We start from the raw sequence: 24,581 nt of genomic DNA, 5'->3' as shown, positions 1-24,581 counted from the left end.
CGCTCCTTAGCGGCCGAACGAGGTGTCGAGCAACTGGTCGATCACCTGGTCCACGTTCACCCCTTTGCGCACCAGCTCTTCGGACACCAGGATCGGCGCGGCGGCCTTGGAGGCGAGCACATCCTTGCTGCTCAAGAACGGCGTGCTCAGGTCGGTACGCGACAGCTGCAGCTTGGCCACTTCCAACGGCAGGCCGGATTCATCGGCGAGCAGCTTGGCGAACTCATCCGGGTGCTTTACCGCCCAGTCCCGGGCCTTTTCATAGGCGCCCAGTACCGTGGTGATGGTCTGCGGATGCGCCTTGGCGAACTGCTCGGTGACGCTGACCACGCCGTAGCTGTTGAAGTCCTTGTTGCGATACAGCAGGCGCGAACCGGCCTGTATCTGGCTGGCGGCCATATGCGGGTCGAGGCCGGCCCAGGCGTCAACGTCACCTTTTTCCAGGGCGGTGCGGCCGTCCGGATGCTGCAGGTGCACCAGTTCCACATCGTCCTTGTTCAGCCCGGCCTGTTGCAGGCTGCGCAGGGTGAACAAGTAGGGGTCGGTGCCTTTGGTAGCGGCGATTTTCTTGCCCTTGAGGTCGGTGACGCTGTTGAAGGGCGAATCCTTGCGCACCACCAGGGCCGTCCACTCGGCGCGGCTGTACACATACACCGATTTGATCGGACTGCCGTTGGCCCGGCTCAGCACCGCGGACAAACTGGCGGAAGAGGCGAAATCCACGCCGCCGCTGTTGAGGTATTCCAGCGAACGGTTACTGCCCTGGCTCAATACCCAGCCTATCTTGGAATTCGGCAAGGCTTGTTCAAGCCAACCAAAATGCTTGAGCACCAGGCTGACGGGCGAGTAGTAGGCGTAGTCGAGATTGACTTTTGCGGGATCGGTTTCGGCGGCCTGGGCCAGCGGTTGCAGGCACAAGGCGAGGGCGCATGCGCCAAGTACACGTTGGGCAAAGGGTTTCATGGAACAGCTCCGGGCACGTGGGCGTTTAGAGTTTTCTTATATTCAGAAAATTAGTTCGCATGCTTAGTCATGCTTTTCAGGAATATGCAGTCTCTGTGCCATCTGCGTTGTCGCGTGTTTGCGCGTGTGTGCCGAGTGGAGGCTGTGGCGGATGCAGGCAGATTGTTGAAGTGCTGTTGGCTGGGCAACAGTTTGTATATATCTATATCGAATAAATAAAGAGTTATATATTCCTTTTAATGTTCTTGTCGAGAGCGCATTTTGAGTGCCTGCGCATTCGTGCGGATTGACTCAACAGCCAAAAGGAAAACCGACATGACCATTAAAGCGATCAACGTGCGCAACCAGTTCAAGGGCGTGATCAAGGAAATCCTGCTGGGTGAAGTGGTGTCGGAAATCGACGTGCAAACCGCATCCGGCATTGTCACGTCGGTGATCACCACCCGCTCGGTGCGTGACCTGGAGTTGAAGGTGGGCAGCGAGGTAATTGCCTTTGTGAAATCCACCGAAGTGTCCATCGCCAAGCTTTAAAAAGCCTCAGGCGGGCGCTTTCAGTCGACGCGATCAAACACGCTGGCGACGTCTTCGCGACTGAGTACCCCTTTACCGGTTCCGTCAAGCAATTTGAAGGTGCCATCGGCATTGATTGTGATGCCGGTGGAACTGGCCAGGGTCACTGCCGCGCCTGAGTGGCCGATGAGCAGACCCCGTAGCGGCTGCTCGCCGTGCAGGGTTTGCCCGATGGTCGTTGCCATGCCTTGCAGGGAACTTGAATTCACCCCGGCTACCAGAATCACATGACTGTTCTTGTCCAGCGATGCCTGCAATCTGTGCATCAACGCTCGAGTATCGCTATTTCCCGGATTCAGGCCCAGTTCCAGATTGCTGCCGGTAAGATGCATCAAGGTGCGATTCTGGTAGGTGGATCCGTTCCAGCCGGTGAGCACTGCCAGCGCCGAGCAGTCCGACAACCCGCGGGTAGCGAGCGGGTCGTGGCCTCTATTCAAAGAGACTGACCGGCCCATTTCAACCTCCACAGACTTGATGTCTGAACGCGCGCTGGGCGGGTTAGCCAGTGGATGTTTCAGCCCCACAAAGCGCGTCAATTGATGTAATGCGGTGAAGGCAGCGGCCTCTAGAACCGAGCCCGTTGGTGCAGGTTCTTGCGGTGACTGGTTCGGCTTGACTGATTCTGTGAATTGCACAGGGCCGTTGGTTGCAGGGCGTGTCGACAGCATAGGGCGCAAAGCTCCGAGAAGGTTCAGCGGCACAAGGGGATTGCCTTGAGTGCTGAAAAAGCCTTCTACGGTTCCAGCCCATTCAGCGGTTTTTCAGGCTGCGTTCCATACGTTGCAGACCCTCTTCCAGCATCGACCGTGGGCAGCCGAAGTTCAGGCGCACGAACTGCTGGCTGTCATCGCCGAACTCAATGCCGGCGCTCAACCCGACCTTGGCCTGTTCCAGGAAGAACTGCTGCGGATCTTCCAGGCCCAGGGCGCTGCAATCGAGCCAGGCCAGGAATGTACCTTGTGGCGCATGCATTACCACGCCAGGCAGGCGGGTGTGCACGGCATCGAGCAGGTAATCACGGTTGGCTTGCAGGTAATGCTTCAGCGCGTCGAGCCAGGCGCCGCATTGGCTGTAGGCGGCGCGGGTGGCTTCCAGGCCCAGGGGACTGACGCTGTCGACCATGCCGCAACGGGCCTGGTTGAAACGCTCGCGGATTTCGGCATTCTGCACCACGGCAAAACAGGTCTTCAGCCCGGCCACGTTATAGGCCTTGCTCGCCGACATCAGCGTGATGGTGCGCTGGGCAATCTCTTCGCTGAGGCTGGCAATCGGGATATGCCGACGGCCGTCAAAGCACAGTTCGGCATGGATTTCATCGGAGATGATCAGCGCACCGCTTTCCAGGCAGGCGTTGGCCACGGCCAGCAGTTCTGCATGGGGAAAGACTTTGCCGATGGGGTTGTGCGGGTTGCTCAACAGCAGCGCACCGGCGCCGCTCAGTGCCTGGCGCAGCGCCGGCAGGGGCGTGCGGTATTCGCCCTCGATCCACTCGAACGCTACTTCGATGCGTGGCAAATTCCAGTGGCCGGGCGCCAGGCGAATCGGCCGGTAGTTGGGGGTTTGCAGCACCACCGGCTGGCCTGGCTGGACAAACGCGTGCAAGGCCATATTGAAACCCGGCTCGACGCCCGGCAGGAACAGCAGCTCATCCGGTTGCACGCGCCACGCGTACTTGGCCCACAGGTCGGCGATGATCGCCTCGCGCACATCCGGGCCGGCGACGCTGTAGCCGAGCACCTGCTGGTCGAGGCGCGCATGCAACGCTTGAAGGATGGCAGGTGGGGCGGCGATGTCCATGTCGGCGATCCACATCGGCAAGACGTCTTGCGGGTAGCGGTTCCACTTGGTGCTGCCGGTGCCGAGGCGTGGGTGGATCGTGTCGAAATCAAAGCTCATGGAGGGGCTCGTATCAGGAAGGCGGGCAGGATAGGGCGGTGATTCTAACGGGATAACATCCCGTTGCCAGCAGCGTGTTTACAAGCCCTGGCTCCCACGAATCAAGTCATAGGCTTTCCTGGCAATCGGGTTGGCCGTGTTCGGGCGGATCCAGAGGTAATACGTCACCTCCGGCAGGCGCGGCAGCCCGTCCGTTTCGCCCAATACGCGCATGTCCGGGCCAAGCATCTCCATGCTGCGCGGCGTCACCCCCAGCCCGGCACGGGTCGCCGCCTTGATCCCGATCAGGTTCGACGCCAGGTACGCCTGGCGCCAGGCAATATTGGCCCGCTCCAGTGCCTCCAGTGCATAGCGCCGGTAGATGCTCGGCTCATCCACCAGAATCAATGGCAACGGTTCGCTGGGCTGATGAATGTACTGCGCCGAACAAATCCACCAGACCGGCGAGGTGCGCAAGGCAAACCCCTCCAGGGTGGGGTCGGAGCGGGTGGAAATGACCATGTCGACCTTGCCCCGGTGCAGATCGTCCATCAGAAACGGGCTGCGCCCCACATCGATTTCCAGGCGCAAGCGCGGCGCGGAGCGGGCGATGTGGCTGAGGATCGGCGGCAGGATGGTGTCGGCGATATCGTGCGGCGAGCCGATACGCAACACGCCGCTCAGGCTGCTTTCACGCAGGGAATTCAGCACCTCGTCATTCAACGACAGCATCTGGCGCGCATGGCGCAGCAACTGCAGTCCGGGCTCGGTCAGTTGCTTTTGCCGCCCGCGCTTCTCGAACAGGCTGACCCCCACCTGCTGCTCGAGGCGCTGCATATGCTGGGTCACGGAAGATTGGGTGCGGGCCAGGTGCAGGCCGGCTTCGGCGAAGCTGTGGTGATCGACCACGGCGATAAAGGTGCGCAACAGTTCTAGGTCGAGGGTCGACATGGCCGGTTCCGGAGGCGGTTTTATATCAACGGTGTGAAGTTAAACATTACATTTTTTTATGTATGAGGGAAGCCTGTTTTTATTCAGTCCAGCAAAGCATGGCTTATTCCGCAATCGAAGGTGGCGCCTCAAAGTAAAGTTATAACGATATGAGATATTTGCATTTCCGTTGCTCGCCCACTCTCCCTAGCATGCCCCTCCATCAGGTCGGGGCTACGCCGATCATTCGCCAGGGGAAATCCAATGAAGTTGAAGAAATGGTTGCCGGTGGCCCTCGGGTCGATGATCGCCCTGGGCGCCAGCGTGGCGGCGCAGGCCGATGCGACCCTGGACAAGATCGAGCAGCGCCATGTGCTGGTGGTGGGCGTGCTGTTGTCCGGCGGGCCGTTCGGCAGCATCGACCCGACGACGCAGCAGCCCAAGGGCCTGAACGTGGACCTGGCCAACGAACTCGGCCGCCAGCTCCAGGCCCAGGTGCAACTGGTGCCGGTACTGCCCGCCAACCGTGTGCAGTTCCTGCAGCAGGGCAAGGTTGATCTGCTGATCGCGAACATGGAATGGACCGCCGAGCGCGGCGAAATCCTCGGGTTTGTGCCCACTCCGTTCTACCGCGTCGGCGGCGCCGCGGCCGTACTCAAGCGCAGCAAGATCGCACGCTGGGAAGACCTCAAGGATCAGCCGGTGTGTACCTCCCAGGGCAGCAGCTATGTCAAATCGCTGACCGAATCCGGCGCGCAGATCAAGGCGTTCAAAAGCTCCTCCGAATCCCTGCTGGCCCTGCGCGGTAACAATTGCGTGGCGGCGGTGCATGACGCCACCCTGATCAACCCGCTGATTAACGACAGCGCCGAATGGCAGGACTACCGTGTCATCGGCCCGGAACTCAACCCGGCGCCATCGGTGATCTGGACCCGTCGCGGCGAAAGCGACACCCAGGCCAGGCTCGACCCGATCATCAAGCGGCTGCACGGCAGCGGCTGGCTGATCGAAGCCCAGACCCGCAACCGCATCAGCCCGGCCTCGCCGGCGCTGGTGGAGTTGCAACAACAGTTCAAGGGGGCCTGACATGCCGTTCAAAAGCCTCCTCGCGCTCGGCCTGGCCCTGTGCGCAGGCGTGGCCCATGCCGACGCCACCCTCGACAAGATCGGCCAGCGCCACGCCATCAGCGTCGGGGTGATCCTCAGCGGCCCGCCGTTCGGCACCCTCGACCCCAAGACCGGCGAGCACCTGGGTTACAACGTCGAACTGGCCAAGGCCGTCGGCCAGGCGCTGGGCGTCGAGACCAAGACCGTTTCGGTGCTGGCGCCCAACCGTGTGCAGTTCCTGCAACAGGGCAAGGTCGACATTCTGATCGCCAATATGCAGTTCACCGAAGAGCGCGCCGAGATCCTCGACTACGTGCCCACGCCGTACGAAGAAGTCGGTGGCGCGGCGTTGATTCGCAAGGGGTCGGGCATCAAACAGTGGGCCGACCTCAAGGACAAGCCGGTGTGCGTGTCCCAGGGCAGCAACTTCATCAAGCCGTTGCAAGACACCTACGGCGCGCAGATCAAGGCGTTCCGCAGCCAGTCCGAATCGCTGCTGTCGTTGCGCGGCAATGGGTGCGTGGCGGCGGTGCACGTCAGCCCGACCATGCACGCCTTGCTCGGCGACGCCGAGTGGGCCGGTTATGAGATACCGCTGCCGGGTGACCTGATTCCCTCCAACTCGGTGATCTGGATTCGCAAGGGCGAGCACGACACCCAGGCCAGGCTCGATGCCATCGTGAAGGGCTGGCATAAAAGCGGCTTCCTGATTGCCCTGGGCGAGCGCACCGGCATGGCGCCGTCCCAGGCCCTGCGCGATTTGCACGAGCAGTACAGCCATGAGTGATGCGCTGTTCGCCACCCTGCAGCAACTGCTCGGCAGCGCCCATGTGCAGAGCAGCGCGCAGGCGGCGCAGTACCTGACCGACAAGCAGGGGCGCTACACCGGCCAGGTCGTCGCGGCGGTGCACCCGGCCAACACTGACGAAGTGGCGGCGGTGGTGCGTGCCTGCGTGGCATTGAAGGCGCCGATCGTGGTGCAGGGCGGCAACACGGGGCTGATGGCCGGCGCTACGCCGGATGCCAGCGGGCGTTCGGTATTGCTGTTGCTGGACCGAATGAACCGCGTGCGCGATGTCGACACCGACAACGACACCCTGACCGTGGAAGCCGGTTGCATCCTGCACGACGTCCAGGCCACGGCGCGCGCGGCCGGCCGCCTGTTTCCCCTGAGCTTGGGCGCCGAAGGCAGTTGCACCCTCGGCGGCAACCTCGGCACCAATGCCGGTGGCACGGCGGTGCTGCGCTACGGCAATACCCGCGAGCTGACCCTGGGGCTGGAAGTGGTTACGGCCGAAGGCGAGATCTGGCATGGCCTGCGCGGTTTGCGCAAGGACAACACCGGCTACGACCTGCGCGACCTCTACATTGGCAGCGAGGGCACCCTTGGCATTATCACCGCCGCCACCTTGAAGCTGTTCCCGCAGCCCTTGGCCCAGGCCACGGCGCTGCTGGCGTTCGATGAACTGGCCCAGGCCGTCGCCTTCCTGTCCCATGCCCGCGCCGGCTTCGGCGCGAACCTGACTGCTTTCGAATTGCTCTCTGCCGATTGCCTGGCCCTGCTGCGCGAGCAGTTCCCCCAAGGCCCGCAGCCGTTCAAGAGCGCGCGCCAACCCTGGTTCGCCCTGATCGAACTGTCCGACAACCACGGCGAAAGCCATGCCCGCGAAGCCTTCGAACACGTCTTGGGTGAGGCCTTCGAACACCGATTGATCAGTGATGCGCTGATCGCCGAGAGCCTGGCGCAGAGCCAGGCCCTGTGGCTGCTGCGCGAAAACATGAGCGAGGCGCAGAAACGCGCTGGGCGCAACATGAAGCACGATATCTCGGTGCCGATTTCCCAGGTGGTGGCGTTCGTGGCCCAGACCGATGCGTTGTTGCAGCAGCACTTTCCCGGCGTGCGCCACTTCACCTTCGGCCATCTGGGCGACGGCAACCTGCATTACAACGTGGCGCATCCGCTGGGTTCGACGGTGGAGGCGCACATGGCGCACTACGCGCAGTTGAGCGCGCTGGTGCACGACAGCGCCCACGCCCACGGTGGCTCGATCAGCGCCGAGCATGGCATCGGGCAGCGTAAGGTCGGCTTGCTGGGGCGCTACAAAAGCGCGGTAGAGCTGGACCTGATGCGCCGCATCAAGCAAGCGCTCGACCCGCACAACCTGCTCAACCCAGGAAAAGTCCTCGAGGTGCAGCCATGAGCGTACGCCTGTCTCGGCGCGTGCAGCGGGTGTCGCTGTCCGCCAACGCCGCCGCCAAATCCCGCGCCACCGAGTTGCGCGAGGCCGGGCGCGACATTCTCGATCTCACCACCGGCGAGCCGGATTTCGACACCCCGGAGCCGGTCAAGCAGGCCGCCTATGCCGCCATCGCCGCCGGCGCGACCAAGTACACGCCGACGCCGGGGGTGAAGGCGTTGCGGCTGGCGGTACAGCGCAAGCTCGCGGCTGAAAATCGCCTGGACTACCCGCTGGCCAGCATCGTGATCGCCAATGGCGCCAAGCAGATCATCTTCAATGCCTTCGCCGCCACGCTGGATGATGGCGACGAGGTGCTGGTGCCGACGCCTTACTGGCCGTCGTTCCCGGACAGCGTGCGTTTCAACGGCGGCGAGCCGGTGTTTACCGAATGCGGCCTGGAGCAGGGCTGCAAGTTGCTGCCGGCCCAACTGGAACAGCACCTCACCCCGCGCACACGCTGGTTGATTCTCAACAGTCCGGGCAACCCCAGTGGCGCGGTGTACAGCGAGGCCGAGCTGACGGCGTTGGCTGCGGTATTGCGCCGCCATCCCCAGGTGCTGATCCTGCTGGATGAACTGTATGAACATATTCGTTTCGACGGCCACCCGGCGCAGAGCCTGTTGAATGTCGCTCCGGACCTGCAGGCGCGTTGCCTGCTGGTGGGCGGCGTGTCCAAGACCTACGCCATGACCGGCTGGCGTATCGGCTTCGGCGCCGGGCCGCAGACGCTCACCGACGCCATGACGGTGGTGCAGTCGCAATCCACCTCCGGTGCTTCATCGGTGGGCCAGGCCGCCGCGTTGGCGGCGTATTCCGGCGGGCTGGATTTTCTCGCGGAGCAGGTCGCCACCTATCAAGCGCGTCGGGACAGGCTGGTCCAGGCGCTGAGACAGGTCGACGGCCTGGAGGTGCTCGAACCCCAAGGCGGTTTCTTCGTGTTTGTGCGCTGCGCCGGGCTGCTGGGACGCTTGCGCCCGGATGGCCTGCGCCTGGAAGACGACGCTGATGTGGTCGCCTGGCTGCTGGAACAGGGCGTGGCGGCGGTGGCGGGCAGCGCCTATGGCCTGTCGCCGTGGTTTCGCCTGTCCATCGCCACGGCGACCGACAGCGTTGTCGAGGCCGGACGGCGTATCGCCAGCGCCTGCGAGCAGTTGCGATGATGGAAGTGTTCGTGCACTGGGCCGCCGGTATCGGCCTGAATTACAACTTCCTGCTCGATGCCTACCAGCGCGGCTCCCTGGTGCAAGGGGCGTTGACCACCGGCCTGCTGTGCCTGTTCACGGTCATCGGCAGCCTGCTGGCGGGCATCGGCCTGGCGGCGATGCTCACCTCGGGCAACCCGTGGTTGGCCAGGCCTGCGCGGGTATTCATCGAAGTCACGCGCAATACGCCCACCCTGGTGCAGCTGTACTGCGCGTTCCTGGTGCTGAACATGCTGCTGACCCAGGCGGTCGGCGCGGCCAACCCGCTGACGCCGTTCGCCTGGGTGGTGATCGTGATTTCCCTGCACAAGGGCGCGTTCCATGCCGAGGCCTTGCGCGCCGGCATCGAGGCGGTGCCCGCGGTGACGCTGGAGGCCGCCAGTTCCCTGGCCTTCAGCCGCCGCCAACTGCTGTGGAATGTGCAACTGCCGCTGGCGCTGCGCTTTGCCTTGCCGTCGCTGATCAACAACCTGATCGACCTGGTGAAGATGACGGCCGTGGCCTCGGCCATCGCGGTGGGCGACATCACCTACGCGGCGATCATGATCTGGACCCAGAGCGACAACGTGCTGGAGCTGATGATCCTGATCCTGGGCTTTTTCGGCCTGCTGAGCTTTATCGTCAATTGTGTGGGGCGCTGGCTCGAAGCGCGCCTGAGGATGCCCGGCTATGGCCACTGATTCATTTGCGGTGCTGTCGGCCTTGCTGCAATGGTCGCCGGCGCTGCTGGCCGGTTTCGGCCAGAACATTCTGATCAGCCTGCTGGCGATTGCCATCGGTTCGGTGCTGGGCCTGTTGATTGGCGCACTGGCGCTGTCGCCCCTGGGGTTTGTCGCACGGCTGTGGGTGCAGGTGTTTCGCAATGCGCCGTGGCTGGTGCTGATCTATTTCACCACCTACGTGTTTCCGTTCGAAATCCACATTGGCAACAGCTACGTGTCGTTCCCCGACTGGGTCAAGGTCACACTCGGCCTGGCGCTGCCGGCCAGCGCCAACGTGGCGGAGATCTTTCGCGGCGCCATCGGTTCGATCCCCAGCACCCAGTGGGAAGCTGCGCGCTCGCTGGCCTTCACCCGTGGCCAGTTGTTCCGCTCGATCATCCTGCCGCAGTGCTTCAAGCGCATGTTGCCGCCCTGGATGAACCTTTATGCCGTGGTCACCATGGGCACCGCACTGGCCTCGCTGGTGGGCGTGCATGACGTGATCGACACCGCGCAGATCGCCAGCAACACGGTGAACATGACCGGCTTCACGGTGGTGATCTACCTGAGCCTGTTGGTGCTGTTCTTCGCCTATTGCTACCCGATCTCCCGTCTCACCCAACACCTGGAGCGCCGTTATGCCTTCTATTGAACCCTTGGTGAGCCTGCGGGATGTGCACCTGTCGTTCGGCGCCAACCCGGTGCTCAAGGGCATCAACCTTGAGGTACTGCGCGGCCAGGCGGTGTCGATCATCGGCCCGTCGGGCTCGGGCAAGTCCACGATCCTGCGCTGCATCACCGGGCTGCTGCAGCCCCAGCGCGGCAGCATCCGCGTGGGCCAGACCCAGGTCGACACCCTGGCCCAGGAAGCCCAGCGCATCGAGCTGCGCAAGCGCGTCGGCTTTGTGTTCCAGCAGTACAACCTGTTTCCGCACCTGTCGGTGCTGGAGAACCTGGTGATCGCGCCGCGCAAGGTGCTCGGGCGCCACCGCGCCGAGGCGGAAAAAGACGCGCGGGCGCTGCTGGCCAAAGTGCGCATGGAGCACAAGGCCGATGCCTACCCCGGCCAATTGTCCGGCGGCCAGCAACAGCGCGTGGCGATTGCGCGCGCCCTGGCGATGCGCCCGGAGCTGATCCTGTTCGATGAAGTGACCTCGGCGCTCGACCCGGAAACCGTCGGCGAAGTGCTGACGGTGATCCGCGAACTCACCGAAGAGGGCATGACGTGCGTGCTGGTCACCCACGAAATGCGCTTCGCCGAAGAGATCAGCGATGTCGTGTACTTCACCGAACACGGGGTGATTGTCGAGCATGGCAGCGCCGCACACATCTTCCAGAACCCGGCCAACGAGCGCACCCAGACGTTCCTGCGCCATGCCCTGGGCGACGCGGGGCGTCGTGGCCCGATTGCCCACGACCCGTACCTGCTGGCCAATTTGAGCCGCTACAGCCTGTCTGTCTGACCTGAGGAAATTCGTCATGAGTACCGAAAACCGTGCCGCCGTCATCGAAGCGTTTTTGCAACAGGTCCGTGTGATCAACCAGCGTGGCGTAGACCGCGCAGCGCTGGTGCAGATCGTTGGCCTGCTGGAACGCCTGGCCGAACGTCGCGACCTGTTCAACTTCGACCAATTCCCCGCACCGGTGCCGGGGCAGGGCAGCACGGCGTTCCGTTATCGCCTCAACGATGACGGCGACACCCCGACGCTGTACCTCAACTCGCTGTTGCCGGGCAAAAGCACGATCCCGCACAACCACGAGACGTGGGCGATCATCACCGCGATTGAAGGCCAGGAAATCAACTACGTCTATGGGCGCAGCGACGCGGGCCGCGAACCGGGCTTCACCACCCTGACCCTGGAACAGGAAGTGATTGTGCAGCCGGGCACCTCGATCTCGTTCCTCGGCGAAGATCTGCACGGCATAAAGGTTGAAGGCGAACAGGCGACTTTGCATTTCCACCTCTACGGCCTGCCCTTGGAATCGTTGAACGGCCGTTACGGCGTGGAAGCGGACGGCCGCATCCTCAACTACAACGCCTCGCAGATGGCACCGTCGATTCGCGCCTACTGAGCGTTCCTCGCCCTAATGCCAGTCATTTAAGCGAATGGGGCTCACTGTAGGAGCGAGCTTGCTCGCGAAAAACGTCCAGGCAACGCGTTCATTCTGGATAAACGCGGTGGCTCTGAGTTCTTAGCGAGCAAGCTCGCTCCTACAAAAAGCCTTAACTGCATTAGGGCTTTGCCCTCACTTTTCTTTTAATTGTTGGGACTTCCATGAGCCAGACCATCACCCCGCATCAACTGCAGCAGTGGCTGTTCGACGGGCAGGAAATCGCGCTATTCGACGTGCGCGAACACGGGCAATACGGCGAGGCCCACCTGTTTCACGGGGTGAACCTGCCCTATAGCCGCCTGGAGCTGGAAGTACGCCGCCTGGCGCCCAACCCCCAGGTGCGCCTGGTGATCTACGACCAGGACGGTGGTGAGGTCGCGGCAGCCGTGGCCACGCGGTTGCAGACGCTAGGCTACAGCCATGTGAATGTGCTGGAGCGCGGGGCGGACGGCTGGCAGGCGGCGGGCTTGCAGTTGTTTGCCGGGGTGCATGTGCCGTCCAAGGCCTTCGGCGAACTGGTCGAAGCGGCCAGCCATACGCCCCACATCACCGCGCGGCAATTGGCCGAGTGGCAGGCGCGGGGCGAACCGCTGGTGCTGCTGGACGGGCGACCGTTCGAGGAGTACCGCAAGATGACGATTCCCGGTTCCATCTGCTGCCCCAACGGCGAGCTGGGCTATCGCGTGCATGACCTGGTGCCGGACGACACCACCCCCATCGTCATCAACTGCGCCGGACGCACCCGCAGCATTATCGGCGCGCAGACCCTGATCAACCTTGGCTTGAAGAATCCGATCTATGCCCTGGAAAACGGCACCCAGGGCTGGTATCTGGAAGACTTGCCGCTGGAGCACGGCAGCACGCGACGCTATGGCGACCCCGTCAGCCCACAGCTGGATCGCCAGCGCCAGGCCGCACGGCTGTTGGCTGGGCGGGCAGGGGTGGAACAGGTCTCGGCGGATCAGGTGCGCCAGTGGGCCGACGACAGCCAGCGCAGCCTGTTCCTGTGTGATGTGCGAACTTTCGAGGAATTCGCCGCCGGCAGCCTGCCGGGTGCGCAACATACACCGGGCGGGCAGTTGATCCAGGCCACCGACCTCTACATCGGCGTGCGTCAGACGCGGGTGGTCGTGGTGGACAGCGAGGGCGTGCGCGCGCCTATCGTCGCCAGTTGGCTGCGGCAGCTGGGGCATCAAGCCTACGTGTTGAGCGGCGGCATCGACAGTGGCCTGGCGTTGCCGACAGTGCAGCCGGTGGCGTACGAACCGCTGCCGTTGATCAGCGCCGCAGCCCTGGCGCTGGAATTGAACGAGGTGGACCTGGTCGACCTGCGCCCCAGCATGGCGTATCGCAAGGGGCATATCGCCGGCTCGCGCTGGTCGATTCGTCCGCGACTCACGGCGGGGCATCGGCCCCAGGTGCTGGTGGCGGACGACCCCGCATTGGCGGCCTTTGCCGCGCAGGGGCGCGCGGTACGCCTGCTCGAGGGTGGTTTCGCGGCCTGGGTCGCGGCCGGCCTGGCGGTGGATGCAGACCCGCACTCGCCGCCCGACGCGCAGTGCATCGACTTTCTGTTCTTCACCCATGACCGTCACAGCGGTAACAAGGACGCGGCGCGCCAGTACCTGGCCTGGGAAATCGGCCTGCTGGCGCAGATGAGCGCGGCGGAGATCGCCAGCCTCAAGCCGTTGGCGCCGGTGTCGCGGGTGCGTACGCGGTTGATTCACGCCGCTCGGACTGAAAGGGGCCACGGCGGCCGCGCGGTCAATGTGCCGATCACGCGCCTGAGTACGGTGCTGTTCGACAACCTGGCGCAGATGCGCGACGCCCGGGCCCGGCGGGACAGCGAGCGGGTGCTGAGTTACGGCGCGCGGGGCAACCCGACGGCCCATGCCCTGGAAGACCTGGTCACCGAGCTGGAAGGCGGCTATCGCACCCGGCTGTATGGCACCGGCCTGGCAGCGGCGGCCCAGGTGTTCCTGGCCTACCTGCGCCCCGGCGACCATGTGTTGATCACCGACGCGGTGTATTCACCGGTGCGCAAGCTGGCCCGTGAATTTCTCCAGCCGTTCGGCATTGAAGTGAGCTATTTCCCCGCCGATGGCCAGGGCCTGGAACACCAGCTGCAGGCCAACACCCGGCTGGTCTACGCCGAAGTGCCGGGTTCGCTGTTGTATGAGCTGTGCGATCTGCCGGCGATTGCCGCGTTGTGCAAGCCACGCGGGATTCTGCTGGCGGTCGACAACACCTGGGGCTCGGGCTATCTGTACCGGCCCCTGGCACTGGGCGCGGATATTTCCATCATGGCCCTGACCAAATACCTCGGCGGCCACAGCGACGTGATGATGGGCAGCGTGTGCACCACCACCGCCGCCTGGCCGGCGCTGGGCAGGATGAGCGATACCTTCGGCAATGCGGTGAGCGCCGACGATGCCTACCTGATCCTGCGCGGCGCGCGCACCCTGGCGTCGCGCCTGGATGTGCATGAACGCCAGGCCTTGCACATTGCCCAGTGGTTGCAGGCGCAACCGCAGGTCAAGCGGGTGTTCCATCCGGCGCTCCCCACCCATCCTGGGCACGCCCTGTGGCGCCGGGACTTCACCGGCAATAACGGCTTGTTATCGTTTGAGCTGGCGAAGGCTGACATCGGCTACCTCGAACGTTTTATCGATGGCTTGCAGCTGTTTGGCCTGGGCGCCTCGTGGGGCGGCTATGAAAGCCTGGTCACCGTGGTCGACACCCAAGACCGCGACAGTGCCACCGACCGTGGGTTGAACCCGGTGGTGCGGCTGCATATCGGCTTGGAAGATGTCGCGGCATTGCTTGAAGATCTGCAGCGCGGCTTTGCACGGGCCGGTGAACGGCTTGAAGGCTCACCGGCTTGACGTGCGTTCCATCACCGACAGGTTCTGTAATAAAAACGCCATCGCGCTGGGGATTGAATAAGGGAAGGGCTACTTTGGTGCATCTCAATAAATAGAGTAGCCATGGATGAAATACCAACCCTTCAGCCGCACCTTGATTGCCACTGCGCTGGTGTTGACGGTCAGTGGCGTGCACGCCGCTTCCCAGGCCCCGGTGGCCGGTGAAAATGGCATGGTGGTCACCGCCCAGCATCTGGCCACTCAGGTCGGCGTGGAGGTGCTCAAGGCCGGCGGTAACGCGGTGGATGCGGCGGTGGCCGTGGGCTATGCGCTGGCAGTGGTGTACCCGGCGGCAGGCAATCTGGGCGGCGGCGGTTTCATGACCGTGCAGCTGGCGGACGGGCGCAAGACCTTCCTCGACTTTCGCGAAAAAGCCCCGCTGGCGGCCACGGCCGATATGTACCTGGACAAAGACGGCAATGTCGTCGAAGGCCTGAGCGCCAAGGGCCACCTCGCCGTCGGTGTGCCTGGCACTGTTTCCGGCATGGAGTTGGCGCTGAGCAAGTACGGCACCCTCAAGCGCGCCCAGGTGATCGCGCCGGCGATCAAACTGGCGGAGAACGGCTTTGCCCTGGAGCAGGGCGATATCGACCTGCTGCACACCGCCACCGGCGAATTCGAGAAAGACCAGGATCTGCGCGGGATCTTCCTGCATAACGGCCAACCGATGCAGGTCGGCCAGAAACTGGTGCAGAAGGACCTGGCCAGGACCCTCAAGGAGATTTCCGCCAAGGGCAGCGATGGCTTCTATAAAGGCTGGGTCGCCAACGCCTTGGTGGAGTCGAGCCAGGCCGGCAAGGGCCTGATCACCCAGGCTGACCTGGATACCTACAAGACCCGCGAACTGGCGCCTATCGAGTGCGATTACCGTGGCTACCATGTGGTCTCGGCGCCGCCGCCAAGCTCTGGCGGCGTGGTGATCTGCCAGATCATGAACATCCTCGAAGGCTACCCGATGGCGGACCTGGGGTACCACTCGGCTCAGGGCTTGCACTACCAGATCGAAGCGATGCGCCACGCCTATGTAGACCGCAACAGCTACCTCGGCGACCCGGATTTCGTGAAGAACCCGATCGCGCATCTGCTGGATAAAAATTACGCGGCGAAACTGCGCGACGCGATCGAGCCACACAAGGCCGGGGACTCCCAGGCGATCAAGCCGGGCGTGTCGCCCCATGAAGGCAACAACACCACCCACTATTCCATCGTGGACACCTGGGGCAACGCCGTTTCCGTCACCTACACCCTCAATGACTGGTTCGGCGCGGGCGTGATGGCGAGCAAGACCGGGGTAATCCTCAACGATGAAATGGACGACTTCACCGTCAAGGTCGGCGTGCCGAACATGTACGGCCTGGTCCAGGGTGAAGCCAACGCCATTGCGCCGGGCAAGGCGCCGCTGTCGTCGATGAGCCCGACTATCGTGACCAAGGATGGCAAGACGGTGATGGTGGTGGGCACGCCAGGCGGCAGCCGCATTATCACCGCGACCTTGCTGACCATCCTCAATGTCATCGACTACAAGATGAACATCCAGGAGGCCGTGGATGCGCCGCGCTTCCACCAGCAGTGGATGCCGCAGACCACCAACCTTGAAACCTTCGCGGTCAGCCCGGACACCCAGAAGATCCTCGAGAGCTGGGGGCATAAATTCGCCGGTCCCCAGGACGCCAACCACCTGGCCGCGATCCTGGTGGGCGCGCCGGCCCTGGGTGGCAAGCCGGTGGGCAACAACCGCTTCTATGGCGCGAATGACCCGCGTCGCAACACGGGCCTGTCGTTGGGTTACTGAGGCCGACTCGCTCGCGCATGGAACATCTGCGGCATTTCGGGGCTCTATCCCAAGAGCCCCGAAAGGACCCCACCCCATGAAAGCGCTGAAAATCGCCACCTTCAACATCAACGGTATTCGTGCCCGTCTGCCCAACCTGCTGCAGTGGCTGGCCCGCGAGCAGCCGGACGTCGTCTGCCTGCAAGAACTCAAGGCGCCGGAAAGCCTGTTTCCCTACGCTGAGTTCGAAGCGGCCGGCTACGGCGCGATCTGCCTGGGCCAGGCCTCATGGAACGGTGTGGCGATTCTGGCCAGGGACGCGCAACCGCTGGAAAGCCGGCGGGGCCTGCCCGGTGACGAGAGCGACCAGCAAAGCCGCTATATCGAGGCGGCCGTGCACGGCGTGCTGGTCGGCTGCCTGTACCTGCCCAACGGCAACCCGCAACCGGGGCCTAAATTCGACTACAAGCTAGCCTGGTTCGAACGCCTGATCGACTATGCCCAGGCGTTGCAAACCAGTGATCACCCGGTGGTGCTGGCCGGGGATTTCAATGTGGTGCCCACCGATCTGGATATCTATAACCCGCGCTCCTGGCTCAAGGATGCGCTGTTGCAACCCGAGAGCCGCGCCTGCTATCAACGCCTGCTTGACCAGGGCTGGACCGACTCAGTGCGTCATTTGTACCCCGAAGAGCGGGTGTATACGTTCTGGGACTATTTCCGCCAGCACTGGCAGAAAAATTCCGGCCTGCGCATCGACCACCTGCTGCTCAACCCGGCGCTCAAGCCCTATCTCAAGGACGCGGGCGTCGATGCCTGGGTGCGTAACGAGGCGCATGCCAGCGACCACGCGCCGACCTGGATTCAGCTCGGCGCGCGCAAAAAGCGTTAACCGACCGTTGTCGCCCCGAGCAAGCGCTCGACTGCGGCAAACGCGGCGTTCCGGCGCGCTTGCCAGTCTCCCCGGATCACCACCACAGGCTGTTGATGCGCGTGCAGCCAATCCAGGCTGGCCTGGAAGAACGCTCGGCGGTCGGCCAGGTCGGGTTGGCAGCGCTGGCCGTCGGCGCTCCATTCCACGTCTTCGGGCGACAACAGCAGATGCAGGTCGTAGTGACGGGCCAGCAGTTCGCTGTCGAGCCAGCTGGGGCAGTCGCCGAACAGGGTCTGGCTCCAGAGTGTGTTGGTCAGCAGGTGGGTGTCGAGGATCAGCAAATCAGGTTGCGCTGCGCGGGCGGCGTCTTCCCAGGCCAACTGGCCCTGGGCAATCGCCGGGATATCCGCCAGGCAGGTGTCGCGCTGGTGGTGGTCGATGAAATAGCGCACATATTCACCCACCATCAGCCCGCCGAAGTGCGCGTGCAGCTCAGCCGCCAGCCAACTTTTGCCGCTGGATTCAGGGCCTGCCAGTACCACCACTTTCATGCGTGCAACGCCGGGTCGGCGCGCCATTCACGCCAGCCCTGCACGGCGATTACGGTGAACAGTGCATAGAGCGCGGCGGTGAGGTAGAGGCCTTTGTAGAGGAATAGCCCGACGAAAATCACATCCACCACGATCCACAGCGGCCAGCACTGCACGCGTTTTTGCGCCATCCACAACTGCGCTACCAGGCTGAAACCCGTCAGGGCCGCGTCGAGCCAGGGTTGAGCGGCGTCGGTCCAGTGGGCCATGGCGGCGCCGAGCAACAGGCTGAACACCGCGCCGACGGCCAGGGCGGTCAAGATGGCCGGCCAGCCCAGGCTGCTGACCTGACGGCCTTGCTTGACCGCGCCGGCACGGGTCCATTGCCACCAGCCGTAGACTTGCAGCACGGCGTAGACTCCCTGCAGCAGCATGTCGGAATACAGCTTCACCTCAAAGAACACCCAGGTGTAGAGCAACACCATCACCAGGCCGATAGGCCAGCACCAGGGATTTTGCTTGACCGTCAGCCACACAGCGATCACCCCCAAGGCGGCGGCGAACAGTTCAAGCCCGGACATGGCGGTTCCTTGGGAGAGTGGAAGAGGGCGCTGATTGTACCTATAGGTCATCCATCCTCAAACAGCGGAGGGTAAATGTGGCAATGGGCGGGTTCCCGAAGGCTGGGATCAGTCGCTGGTGGCGGTGACTGACACACTCCCATCGGGGCATAGGTATCTACACAACTCTGTAGCAGCAGCCTACGCTAACCACGATGCGAAGCGAGTCGCTCTTGATCTTGCTCTTGATCTAGGCGCCCCGTTAAACCACGCTGGCCGGAATTCGACAGTGATTTGGGGGGTAAACCGGCAGGGATGCCGGTTTAGCCGCCCCGCGCCATGGATGGCGCGTGGCGGCGGCCCCCCAAATCACTGTCGGATTACGGGCACACCGAGCCGGGGCGAGGTGCCGAGTGGTGGGGCAAGAGCGTTTTGCTTACTTTTGCGCTTTTCAAAAGTGAGACGCCGTAAGGGCGGAACCCTAAGCCGCCGTTACCGCAGCAACGGATATGTACTCGCTCTGATCCAACATCCTGGTCGGCTGTCAGGCCGCCATAGGGGGCAAGTCGAATCGTCGCACCACCCCTCCCACATTTGGAACGCGGGGCATCAGTTAGAGAGGCTTCGGGTCCCGAGCCGCCACAGGTTCAGGGCCATACCAAAGTTGTGTAGATACCCATGGCCATCGGGGGCAAGCCCTAATGCCAGTCAGTCAAGCGAAAGTGGTCCACTGTAATTGATCTTCATTGTCTGTGAAAATCTTCATTCGCCACTTTCGCTTCCAGCTTCTACCCTGAGTGCAAGCCCTCAGGAGTAGGAGCGCCCATGTACAAAGATCTGAAGTTTCCCGTCCTTATCGTGCACCGCGACATTAAGGCCGACACCGTTGCCGGTGACCGGGTTCGAGGCATCGCCAGGGAGTTGGAGCAGGAGGGCTTCAGTATCTTTTCCGCCGTGGACTACGCCGAAGGGCGACTGGTGGCGGCCACCCACCACGGCCTTGCCTGCATGCTGATCGCCGCCGAGGGCGCCGGGGAAAATACCCATTTGCTGCAAAACATGGTCGAGCTGATCCGCCTGGCGCGGGTGAGGGCGCCCAACCTGCCGATCTTCGCGCTGGGCGAGCAAGTCACCCTGGAAAACGCCCCGGCGGATGCCATGAGCGAACTCAACCAGTTGCGCGGCATCCTGTATCTGTTCGAAGACACCGTACCGTTTCTCGCGCGCCAGGTCGCGCGTGCGGCGCGCGCCTACCTCGATGGCTTGTTGCCGCCGTTCTTCAAGGCCCTGGTGCAACACACCGCCGACTCCAATTACTCCTGGCACACCCCGGGCCACGGCGGTGGCGTGGCGTATCGCAAAAGCCCGGTGGGGCAGGCGTTTCACCAGTTCTTCGGGGAAAATACGTTACGTTCGGACTTGTCTGTCTCGGTCCCCGAGCTGGGCTCGCTGCTCGATCACACCGGACCGCTGGCGGAAGCCGAAGCCCGCGCGGCACGCAATTTTGGCGCTGACCACACGTTTTTCGTGATCAACGGCACGTCCACCGCCAACAAGATCGTCTGGCACTCCATGGTCGGTCGCGATGACCTGGTCCTGGTCGACCGCAATTGCCACAAGTCGGTACTGCATTCGATCATCATGACCGGCGCTATCCCCTTGTACCTGTGCCCGGAGCGCAACGAGCTGGGGATCATCGGCCCCATCCCCTTGAGCGAATTCAGCGCCGACTCGATCCGCGCCAAGATCGACGCCAGCCCTCTGACCCATGGCCGTCCGGCGAAGGTAAAGCTGGCGGTGGTCACCAACTCTACCTACGACGGCCTGTGCTACAACGCCGAGCTGATCAAGCAGCAACTGGGTAACAGCGTCGAGGTGCTGCACTTCGATGAGGCCTGGTATGCCTACGCGGCGTTCCACGAGTTTTTCGCCGGGCGCTACGGCATGGGTACCTCGCGCACGCCGGACAGCCCGCTGGTGTTTACCACGCACTCCACCCACAAACTGCTGGCGGCCTTCAGCCAGGCGTCGATGATTCACGTGCAGGACGGCGGAGCGCGGCAACTGGACCGTGACCGCTTCAACGAAGCGTTCATGATGCATATTTCCACCTCGCCGCAATACAGCATCATCGCCTCCCTGGACGTGGCGTCAGCGATGATGGAAGGCCCGGCGGGTCGCTCGCTGTTGCAGGAAATGTTCGATGAGGCCCTGAGTTTCCGCCGTGCGCTGGCCAACCTGCGTCAGCATATCGCCGCTGATGACTGGTGGTTTTCCATCTGGCAGCCGCCGTCGGTGGCCGGTATCGACCGGGTCGTCACCGCGGACTGGCTGCTGCATCCTCAGGATGACTGGCATGGTTTTGGCGACGTAGCTGAAGACTATGTGCTGCTGGACCCGATCAAAGTCACCCTGGTAATGCCCGGCCTCACTGCCGGCGGCGCCTTGAGCGATCGCGGGATTCCCGCCGCCGTGGTCAGCAAGTTTCTCTGGGAGCGCGGCCTGGTGGTGGAAAAGACCGGGCTGTATTCTTTCCTCGTGCTGTTTTCCATGGGCATTACCAAAGGCAAATGGAGTACCTTGCTCACCGAGTTGCTGGAATTCAAACGCAGCTATGATGCCAATACCAGCCTGGCCAGTTGCCTGCCCTCGGTATATGCCCAAGGGGCGATACGTTATCAGGGCTTGGGGTTGCGTGACCTGTGCGACCAGTTGCACAGTTGTTATCGCAGCAACGCGACGGCCAGGCATCTGAAGCGCATGTATACGGTGTTGCCGGAGATTGCGATGAAGCCGGCCGATGCCTACGACCAGTTGGTCAGGGGCGAAGTGGAAGCGGTATCCATCGATGCCTTGCCAGGACGCATCGCAGCCGTGATGCTGGTGCCGTATCCGCCGGGTATTCCGCTGATCATGCCGGGCGAGCGCTTTACCGAGTCAACCCGTTCGATCATCGACTATCTGGCGTTTGCCCGGACGTTCGATAGCAGTTTTCCCGGTTTTGTCGCCGATGTGCATGGGTTGCAACACGAAGATGACGGCAGTGGTCGTTGTTACACCGTCGATTGCATCAAAGGTTAAGGAACGTTATGCAAGCTGTCATGAACCCGAAGTATCCAGGGCTCAGTGTGCGAGTCGCCGACGAAGGCTTCGACGCTTACGTATGGGGCAATGACTTCAGTTTTGAGGTCAGCGCCTATGGTGTGCCGCAGATGGGCAAACGGGTCGATCAATGGCCGGTGGAGCGCATCCTGCCGTACCGCAAGTGTTACGGCATCGACCCTGAAGAATTCGCCAGCTTTCGCAATGCGACTGACAGCGCGGTCTTCATGGCGTATCTGGATGATCGCGCGGTGGGCCACGTGGTGATCAGTACCAACTGGAACGGTTTTGCCCATGTCGACGAGCTGGCGGTGGCGCTGCCTGCGCGGCGTCACGGTGTCGCCAAGGCGCTGTTGGACGTGGCGCAGTTCTGGGCACGCAAGAAGAACCTGCCGGGCATGATGCTCGAAACCCAGAACAACAACCTCGGTGCCTGTCGCCTGTATGAACGTAGCGGGTACGTGATGGGGGGTATCGATCAACTGCGCTATCGCGGCATCGACCCGCAAACCCGCGAAGTGGCGATTTTCTGGTATCGGCTGTTCAAGAGCGAAGTCGAATCGATCTGAGACGGTGTAGCACGTCCGCTCGCGTCTACTGCGCCTTGGTGTCGTTGGACAGCAGGTTCTCGGCCTTTTGCGTGACGATCTCCAGCAGTGCATTCAGGGCTGGTGAAGCGGCCCCGTTCTGCAGGGTCAATGCATACAGGTTGACGCTGATCGGGGGTGATATCGGGCACACATCCAGCCCCGTGTCCCGCGCACCGAAGGCGGTGAACGGGTCGACCACCGCCAGGCCTTCTCCCGCCTCCACCATGCTGCGCATCATCTGGTACGTCTGTACCCGCGTCTGCACCACCGGCAGCGGACGCAGGGCCTGCAGCTTGGCGTCCAGCAGACGGCTCAACGGGTCGTGGCCTTCCAGGCCAATCATCGACTGCCCCGCCAGATCCTGCAGCGCACTGTACTTCTGCTTGGGTTTCAGCCAGCCGTGGGGGGCGAGCAATTGGAGTTTGCCTTGGGCCAGCACGCGACTCTGAATGTGTGGGTGTTGCGGGTCATGCAGGCTCAGGCCCACATCGGTCTCATGCAGCAACAGGCGCCTGACGATCTCCCGGGTCGGCTGGCTCGACAGGTTGCACGGCGTATCCTGGAACCGTCGGCGCAGCAGGGCGATGCTCTGGGGCAGTAATTGGTTGGCCAGCGGCGGGGTGCACAGCACACGCAAGGTCGGCGCGTGATGGTGTTTCAAGCGGCTGGCCAGGCGCTGTATCGGCTCAAGCGCGTCGTACAGGGGGGCGATTTGCGCTTGCAGCTCCAGGGTTTCACGGGTGGCTTGCAGGCGCCCGCGGACACTGGCAAACAGCATGAAGCCCAATTGCAGTTCCGCATCCTTGAGCGTGGCGTCTACCTCGCCCACGGAGAGTTGCAACCACTCGGCGGCCGTGCCGAGGTGTCCGGTCTGCAAGATGGCCTGAATCACTTCGATATGACGTAAACGCATGGCCGGAGTCTATGTGCAGTGGGGTGGGGATTCAATGGCGCAGGTCCCCGTGCGCAAAAAAGACTGCACGGGTCGCCCCTGCCTATGGCGTTAAGCCAGGACCTCACTAGAATGAGGCGTCTGATCAGCAACGACCAATGCCGGGTACCCGGTACTTACAACAAAAACAGGTCTGGTCTCAAATGCCTCTACCCTCGACGCTTTTCGGGGTAACGGCCAAGCAATTCCTGGTCCTGGTGACCGTGGGGTGCCTGGCGGCTTACTTCTTCAATAATCACGATGAACACGCGCCGGAAAACCTCGCACTCGAAGCGTTTATCCGTTCCCAGGAACAGGTCGCCGAGCAGGTGGGCGCGGTGCTCGGTATGACGTTGATCAGGCAGGTGGAGGCGTATCCCGCTTACGACCGGTCGGGCTACAAGCGTTCGATGTATGCGGTGGAAGGGGAGAGAGGGCAGTTGGTGGTGACGCTCAAGCAAGGCGAGCAGGGCATTGAAGTAACGGAAATCCGCAGCCCGTAAGCATCCCCAGCCCAGTCGCGAGGACTGAGCAGGTGGACAGGGCGAAATCTTATGACACGAGAGAGGTCGGAGATTCGCGGACGATAATCGTGCCCGACTGGATCAATTTGAACTCATCACCTTCCAGTTTTTCTACACGGTCGCCAATGGCCAGCTTGTAGGAAGTGGTAGGCGCCGAGCCAGCCAGGTCGCCGTGCGCCGGGTTGGATTCCTGGAACTCATGCACCGAATATACGCGGCCTTCCGCGTCTCTGGCATGAAACTGTCCGACTAATACTGCTGCCATCTGTTTAGAACCTCTGGAGATAAACACTCGATTTGCGGTTCTGTAGACCGTCAGTGAGCGGGGTAGTTTACCTATAAGAAAAAAATACTATTCGTTTAAAGTTTCAGATGTTTCCTACGCTGTCGCGTGCGTGGCGACTTCTTGGGCATTCGCAAAACACTCTGGTGCACGCGCCGCGAAGCCTTTATAACTACTCGCTCCTTTAGTCACACGTCGGGAAACCTCAATGAGCAAGGTCTACACGATTGCCGTCCTGGTTGGCAGCCTGAGAAAAGAGTCGATCAACCGCAAGGTCGCCCTGGCATTGGCCGAACTGGCCCCCGCCAACCTCAAGTTGAATATTGTCGAGATCGGCGATCTGCCGCTCTACAACGAGGACATTGAAGGTGCGGCAGCGCCCGAAGCCTACAGTACTTTCCGCAAACAGGTGAGTTCATCCGACGCAGTGCTGTTCGTGACCCCGGAATACAACCGTTCGGTGCCCGCGCCGTTGAAGAATGCCATCGACGTAGGCTCCCGCCCTTATGGGCAGAGTGTCTGGGGCGCCAAGCCGGGGGCGATCATCAGCGTGTCGCCGGGCGCCATGGGTGGCTTTGGGGCCAACCATCACCTGCGCCAGTCTTTGGTGTTTCTGGATGTGTGGTGCATGCAAACGCCGGAAGCCTACCTGGGCGGCGCGGGCAGTGTGTTCGACGAGGCGGGCAAACTGTCGGAGAAGACCAGGCCGTTCCTGCAGGCATTTATCGATGCGTTCGGCCAGTGGGTCGAAAAACAAAAGGGCTGAATTGACAAGGCGTGCTGATGTGG

General features: G+C 62.5%; 24 protein-coding genes. 16 read left to right on the top strand and 8 right to left on the bottom strand.

The genetic code is table 11. From position 1 onward, the window contains the following. Window positions 1-6: 6 nt before the first annotated feature. On the bottom strand, window positions 7-963 hold the full coding sequence (locus C4J90_RS15055; RefSeq protein ID WP_124420198.1) for an aliphatic sulfonate ABC transporter substrate-binding protein: 957 nt from the start codon (window positions 961-963) through the stop codon (window positions 7-9). 315 nt (window positions 964-1,278) lie between these two features. Here C4J90_RS15055 and C4J90_RS15050 point away from each other — a divergent pair, with 315 nt between their 5' ends. Then, a complete protein-coding gene (locus C4J90_RS15050) occupies window positions 1,279-1,494 on the top strand; it encodes a molybdopterin-binding protein (RefSeq protein WP_003173733.1) in 216 nt (71 codons plus the stop codon). A gap of 20 nt (window positions 1,495-1,514) precedes the next feature. Here the strand turns inward: C4J90_RS15050 and C4J90_RS15045 are convergent, their stop codons facing one another. From C4J90_RS15045 to C4J90_RS15035, 3 genes are all read right to left on the bottom strand, one after another. Beyond that, entirely contained in the window at window positions 1,515-2,201 is a 687-nt protein-coding gene (locus C4J90_RS15045; RefSeq protein ID WP_124420197.1) for a hypothetical protein, read from the bottom strand. 82 nt (window positions 2,202-2,283) lie between these two features. Beyond that, window positions 2,284-3,429, bottom strand: coding sequence for a MalY/PatB family protein (locus C4J90_RS15040; protein WP_124363145.1), 1,146 nt, complete (start codon window positions 3,427-3,429; stop codon window positions 2,284-2,286). A 78-nt stretch (window positions 3,430-3,507) separates the two neighbouring features. Further along, window positions 3,508-4,359 (bottom strand): LysR substrate-binding domain-containing protein, encoded by an 852-nt coding sequence (locus tag C4J90_RS15035; protein ID WP_124363144.1) that lies wholly within the window; start codon window positions 4,357-4,359, stop codon window positions 3,508-3,510. A gap of 243 nt (window positions 4,360-4,602) precedes the next feature. Between C4J90_RS15035 and C4J90_RS15030 the strand changes: the two genes are divergently transcribed. The 11 genes from C4J90_RS15030 to xth all read left to right on the top strand — a co-directional run bounded on the left by C4J90_RS15030 (window position 4,603) and on the right by xth (window position 17,290). Then, window positions 4,603-5,424, top strand: a complete 822-nt coding sequence (locus C4J90_RS15030; RefSeq protein ID WP_124363143.1) for a transporter substrate-binding domain-containing protein — start codon at window positions 4,603-4,605, stop codon at window positions 5,422-5,424. 1 nt (window position 5,425) lies between these two features. After that, a complete protein-coding gene (locus tag C4J90_RS15025; protein WP_124363142.1) occupies window positions 5,426-6,232 on the top strand; it encodes a transporter substrate-binding domain-containing protein in 807 nt (268 codons plus the stop codon). Continuing rightward, entirely contained in the window at window positions 6,225-7,646 is a 1,422-nt protein-coding gene (locus tag C4J90_RS15020; RefSeq protein ID WP_124363141.1) for an FAD-binding oxidoreductase, read from the top strand. Before C4J90_RS15025 ends, C4J90_RS15020 begins: the two co-directional genes overlap by 8 nt. Next, on the top strand, window positions 7,643-8,845 hold the full coding sequence (locus tag C4J90_RS15015) for an aminotransferase class I/II-fold pyridoxal phosphate-dependent enzyme (protein WP_124363140.1): 1,203 nt from the start codon (window positions 7,643-7,645) through the stop codon (window positions 8,843-8,845). Before C4J90_RS15020 ends, C4J90_RS15015 begins: the two co-directional genes overlap by 4 nt. Beyond that, window positions 8,842-9,567, top strand: a complete 726-nt coding sequence (locus tag C4J90_RS15010) for an amino acid ABC transporter permease (protein WP_124363139.1) — start codon at window positions 8,842-8,844, stop codon at window positions 9,565-9,567. The genes C4J90_RS15015 and C4J90_RS15010 overlap by 4 nt, the downstream gene beginning before the upstream one ends. Then, on the top strand, window positions 9,557-10,240 hold the full coding sequence (locus tag C4J90_RS15005; RefSeq protein WP_124363138.1) for an amino acid ABC transporter permease: 684 nt from the start codon (window positions 9,557-9,559) through the stop codon (window positions 10,238-10,240). The genes C4J90_RS15010 and C4J90_RS15005 overlap by 11 nt, the downstream gene beginning before the upstream one ends. Further along, window positions 10,227-11,051: an amino acid ABC transporter ATP-binding protein gene (locus C4J90_RS15000; RefSeq protein WP_124363137.1), complete on the top strand. Its 825-nt coding sequence runs from the start codon at window positions 10,227-10,229 to the stop codon at window positions 11,049-11,051. The genes C4J90_RS15005 and C4J90_RS15000 overlap by 14 nt, the downstream gene beginning before the upstream one ends. Before the next feature lie 16 nt (window positions 11,052-11,067). After that, the gene (locus tag C4J90_RS14995) at window positions 11,068-11,661 is read left to right on the top strand and encodes a cysteine dioxygenase (protein WP_124363136.1); all 594 of its coding nucleotides are present in this window, start codon (window positions 11,068-11,070) and stop codon (window positions 11,659-11,661) included. A gap of 203 nt (window positions 11,662-11,864) precedes the next feature. After that, entirely contained in the window at window positions 11,865-14,588 is a 2,724-nt protein-coding gene (gene metC / locus C4J90_RS14990) for a cystathionine beta-lyase (RefSeq protein ID WP_124420196.1), read from the top strand. 106 nt (window positions 14,589-14,694) lie between these two features. Continuing rightward, window positions 14,695-16,419 carry a gamma-glutamyltransferase gene (gene ggt, locus C4J90_RS14985; protein ID WP_124363134.1) on the top strand — a complete coding sequence of 575 codons (1,725 nt, stop codon included), beginning with the start codon at window positions 14,695-14,697 and terminating at the stop codon, window positions 16,417-16,419. Window positions 16,420-16,495: 76 nt separating this feature from the next. After that, entirely contained in the window at window positions 16,496-17,290 is a 795-nt protein-coding gene (xth, locus tag C4J90_RS14980; RefSeq protein WP_124420195.1) for an exodeoxyribonuclease III, read from the top strand. Here xth and C4J90_RS14975 read toward each other — a convergent pair. After that, on the bottom strand, window positions 17,287-17,823 hold the full coding sequence (locus C4J90_RS14975; protein WP_124368979.1) for an AAA family ATPase: 537 nt from the start codon (window positions 17,821-17,823) through the stop codon (window positions 17,287-17,289). The genes xth and C4J90_RS14975 overlap by 4 nt on opposite strands. Beyond that, entirely contained in the window at window positions 17,820-18,383 is a 564-nt protein-coding gene (gene pnuC, locus C4J90_RS14970) for a nicotinamide riboside transporter PnuC (RefSeq protein ID WP_124420194.1), read from the bottom strand. Before pnuC ends, C4J90_RS14975 begins: the two co-directional genes overlap by 4 nt. Before the next feature lie 804 nt (window positions 18,384-19,187). On the opposite strand from pnuC, the gene C4J90_RS14965 reads away from it, so the two are divergent. After that, window positions 19,188-21,443 carry an Orn/Lys/Arg decarboxylase N-terminal domain-containing protein gene (locus C4J90_RS14965; protein ID WP_124414875.1) on the top strand — a complete coding sequence of 752 codons (2,256 nt, stop codon included), beginning with the start codon at window positions 19,188-19,190 and terminating at the stop codon, window positions 21,441-21,443. 8 nt (window positions 21,444-21,451) lie between these two features. Further along, window positions 21,452-22,033 carry a GNAT family N-acetyltransferase gene (locus C4J90_RS14960; protein ID WP_124414874.1) on the top strand — a complete coding sequence of 194 codons (582 nt, stop codon included), beginning with the start codon at window positions 21,452-21,454 and terminating at the stop codon, window positions 22,031-22,033. A gap of 25 nt (window positions 22,034-22,058) precedes the next feature. Here C4J90_RS14960 and C4J90_RS14955 read toward each other — a convergent pair whose 3' ends face one another. Continuing rightward, window positions 22,059-22,967, bottom strand: a complete 909-nt coding sequence (locus C4J90_RS14955) for a LysR substrate-binding domain-containing protein (RefSeq protein WP_124420193.1) — start codon at window positions 22,965-22,967, stop codon at window positions 22,059-22,061. Between the two features lie 182 nt (window positions 22,968-23,149). On the opposite strand from C4J90_RS14955, the gene C4J90_RS14950 reads away from it, so the two are divergent. Beyond that, window positions 23,150-23,488, top strand: a complete 339-nt coding sequence (locus tag C4J90_RS14950; RefSeq protein ID WP_124420192.1) for a hypothetical protein — start codon at window positions 23,150-23,152, stop codon at window positions 23,486-23,488. 49 nt (window positions 23,489-23,537) lie between these two features. On the opposite strand, the gene C4J90_RS14945 is transcribed toward C4J90_RS14950, so the two are convergent. After that, entirely contained in the window at window positions 23,538-23,774 is a 237-nt protein-coding gene (locus C4J90_RS14945) for a hypothetical protein (protein ID WP_124363127.1), read from the bottom strand. Between the two features lie 226 nt (window positions 23,775-24,000). Here C4J90_RS14945 and C4J90_RS14940 point away from each other — a divergent pair, with 226 nt between their 5' ends. After that, window positions 24,001-24,558 carry an NADPH-dependent FMN reductase gene (locus tag C4J90_RS14940; protein ID WP_124363126.1) on the top strand — a complete coding sequence of 186 codons (558 nt, stop codon included), beginning with the start codon at window positions 24,001-24,003 and terminating at the stop codon, window positions 24,556-24,558. Window positions 24,559-24,581: the final 23 nt, after the last annotated feature.

The sequence above is a fragment of the Pseudomonas sp. R2-60-08W genome, assembly GCF_003852335.1.
Classification (GTDB): domain Bacteria; phylum Pseudomonadota; class Gammaproteobacteria; order Pseudomonadales; family Pseudomonadaceae; genus Aquipseudomonas.
The sequence above is the reverse complement of the archived record's forward strand: the minus strand, read 5'-3'. Positions and strand labels throughout refer to the sequence as shown.

Excerpts from the sequence above, each read along its gene's own strand:
- C4J90_RS14995 (WP_124363136.1), top strand. The coding sequence starts at position 11,068 with ATGAGTACCGAAAACCGTGCCGCCGTCATCGAAGCGTTTTTGCAACAG.
- C4J90_RS15015 (WP_124363140.1), top strand. The coding sequence starts at position 7,643 with ATGAGCGTACGCCTGTCTCGGCGCGTGCAGCGGGTGTCGCTGTCCGCC.
- C4J90_RS15040 (WP_124363145.1), bottom strand. The coding sequence starts at position 3,429 with ATGAGCTTTGATTTCGACACGATCCACCCACGCCTCGGCACCGGCAGC.
- C4J90_RS15055 (WP_124420198.1), bottom strand. The coding sequence starts at position 963 with ATGAAACCCTTTGCCCAACGTGTACTTGGCGCATGCGCCCTCGCCTTG.
- ggt (WP_124363134.1), top strand. The coding sequence starts at position 14,695 with ATGAAATACCAACCCTTCAGCCGCACCTTGATTGCCACTGCGCTGGTG.
- C4J90_RS15025 (WP_124363142.1), top strand. The coding sequence starts at position 5,426 with ATGCCGTTCAAAAGCCTCCTCGCGCTCGGCCTGGCCCTGTGCGCAGGC.
- C4J90_RS14975 (WP_124368979.1), bottom strand. The coding sequence starts at position 17,823 with ATGAAAGTGGTGGTACTGGCAGGCCCTGAATCCAGCGGCAAAAGTTGG.
- C4J90_RS14940 (WP_124363126.1), top strand. The coding sequence starts at position 24,001 with ATGAGCAAGGTCTACACGATTGCCGTCCTGGTTGGCAGCCTGAGAAAA.
- C4J90_RS15035 (WP_124363144.1), bottom strand. The coding sequence starts at position 4,359 with ATGTCGACCCTCGACCTAGAACTGTTGCGCACCTTTATCGCCGTGGTC.
- pnuC (WP_124420194.1), bottom strand. The coding sequence starts at position 18,383 with ATGTCCGGGCTTGAACTGTTCGCCGCCGCCTTGGGGGTGATCGCTGTG.
- C4J90_RS14960 (WP_124414874.1), top strand. The coding sequence starts at position 21,452 with ATGCAAGCTGTCATGAACCCGAAGTATCCAGGGCTCAGTGTGCGAGTC.
- C4J90_RS15030 (WP_124363143.1), top strand. The coding sequence starts at position 4,603 with ATGAAGTTGAAGAAATGGTTGCCGGTGGCCCTCGGGTCGATGATCGCC.
- C4J90_RS15005 (WP_124363138.1), top strand. The coding sequence starts at position 9,557 with ATGGCCACTGATTCATTTGCGGTGCTGTCGGCCTTGCTGCAATGGTCG.
- C4J90_RS14945 (WP_124363127.1), bottom strand. The coding sequence starts at position 23,774 with ATGGCAGCAGTATTAGTCGGACAGTTTCATGCCAGAGACGCGGAAGGC.
- C4J90_RS15010 (WP_124363139.1), top strand. The coding sequence starts at position 8,842 with ATGATGGAAGTGTTCGTGCACTGGGCCGCCGGTATCGGCCTGAATTAC.
- C4J90_RS14950 (WP_124420192.1), top strand. The coding sequence starts at position 23,150 with ATGCCTCTACCCTCGACGCTTTTCGGGGTAACGGCCAAGCAATTCCTG.
- metC (WP_124420196.1), top strand. The coding sequence starts at position 11,865 with ATGAGCCAGACCATCACCCCGCATCAACTGCAGCAGTGGCTGTTCGAC.
- xth (WP_124420195.1), top strand. The coding sequence starts at position 16,496 with ATGAAAGCGCTGAAAATCGCCACCTTCAACATCAACGGTATTCGTGCC.
- C4J90_RS15020 (WP_124363141.1), top strand. The coding sequence starts at position 6,225 with ATGAGTGATGCGCTGTTCGCCACCCTGCAGCAACTGCTCGGCAGCGCC.
- C4J90_RS14965 (WP_124414875.1), top strand. The coding sequence starts at position 19,188 with ATGTACAAAGATCTGAAGTTTCCCGTCCTTATCGTGCACCGCGACATT.
- C4J90_RS15045 (WP_124420197.1), bottom strand. The coding sequence starts at position 2,201 with ATGCTGTCGACACGCCCTGCAACCAACGGCCCTGTGCAATTCACAGAA.
- C4J90_RS15000 (WP_124363137.1), top strand. The coding sequence starts at position 10,227 with ATGCCTTCTATTGAACCCTTGGTGAGCCTGCGGGATGTGCACCTGTCG.
- C4J90_RS14955 (WP_124420193.1), bottom strand. The coding sequence starts at position 22,967 with ATGCGTTTACGTCATATCGAAGTGATTCAGGCCATCTTGCAGACCGGA.
- C4J90_RS15050 (WP_003173733.1), top strand. The coding sequence starts at position 1,279 with ATGACCATTAAAGCGATCAACGTGCGCAACCAGTTCAAGGGCGTGATC.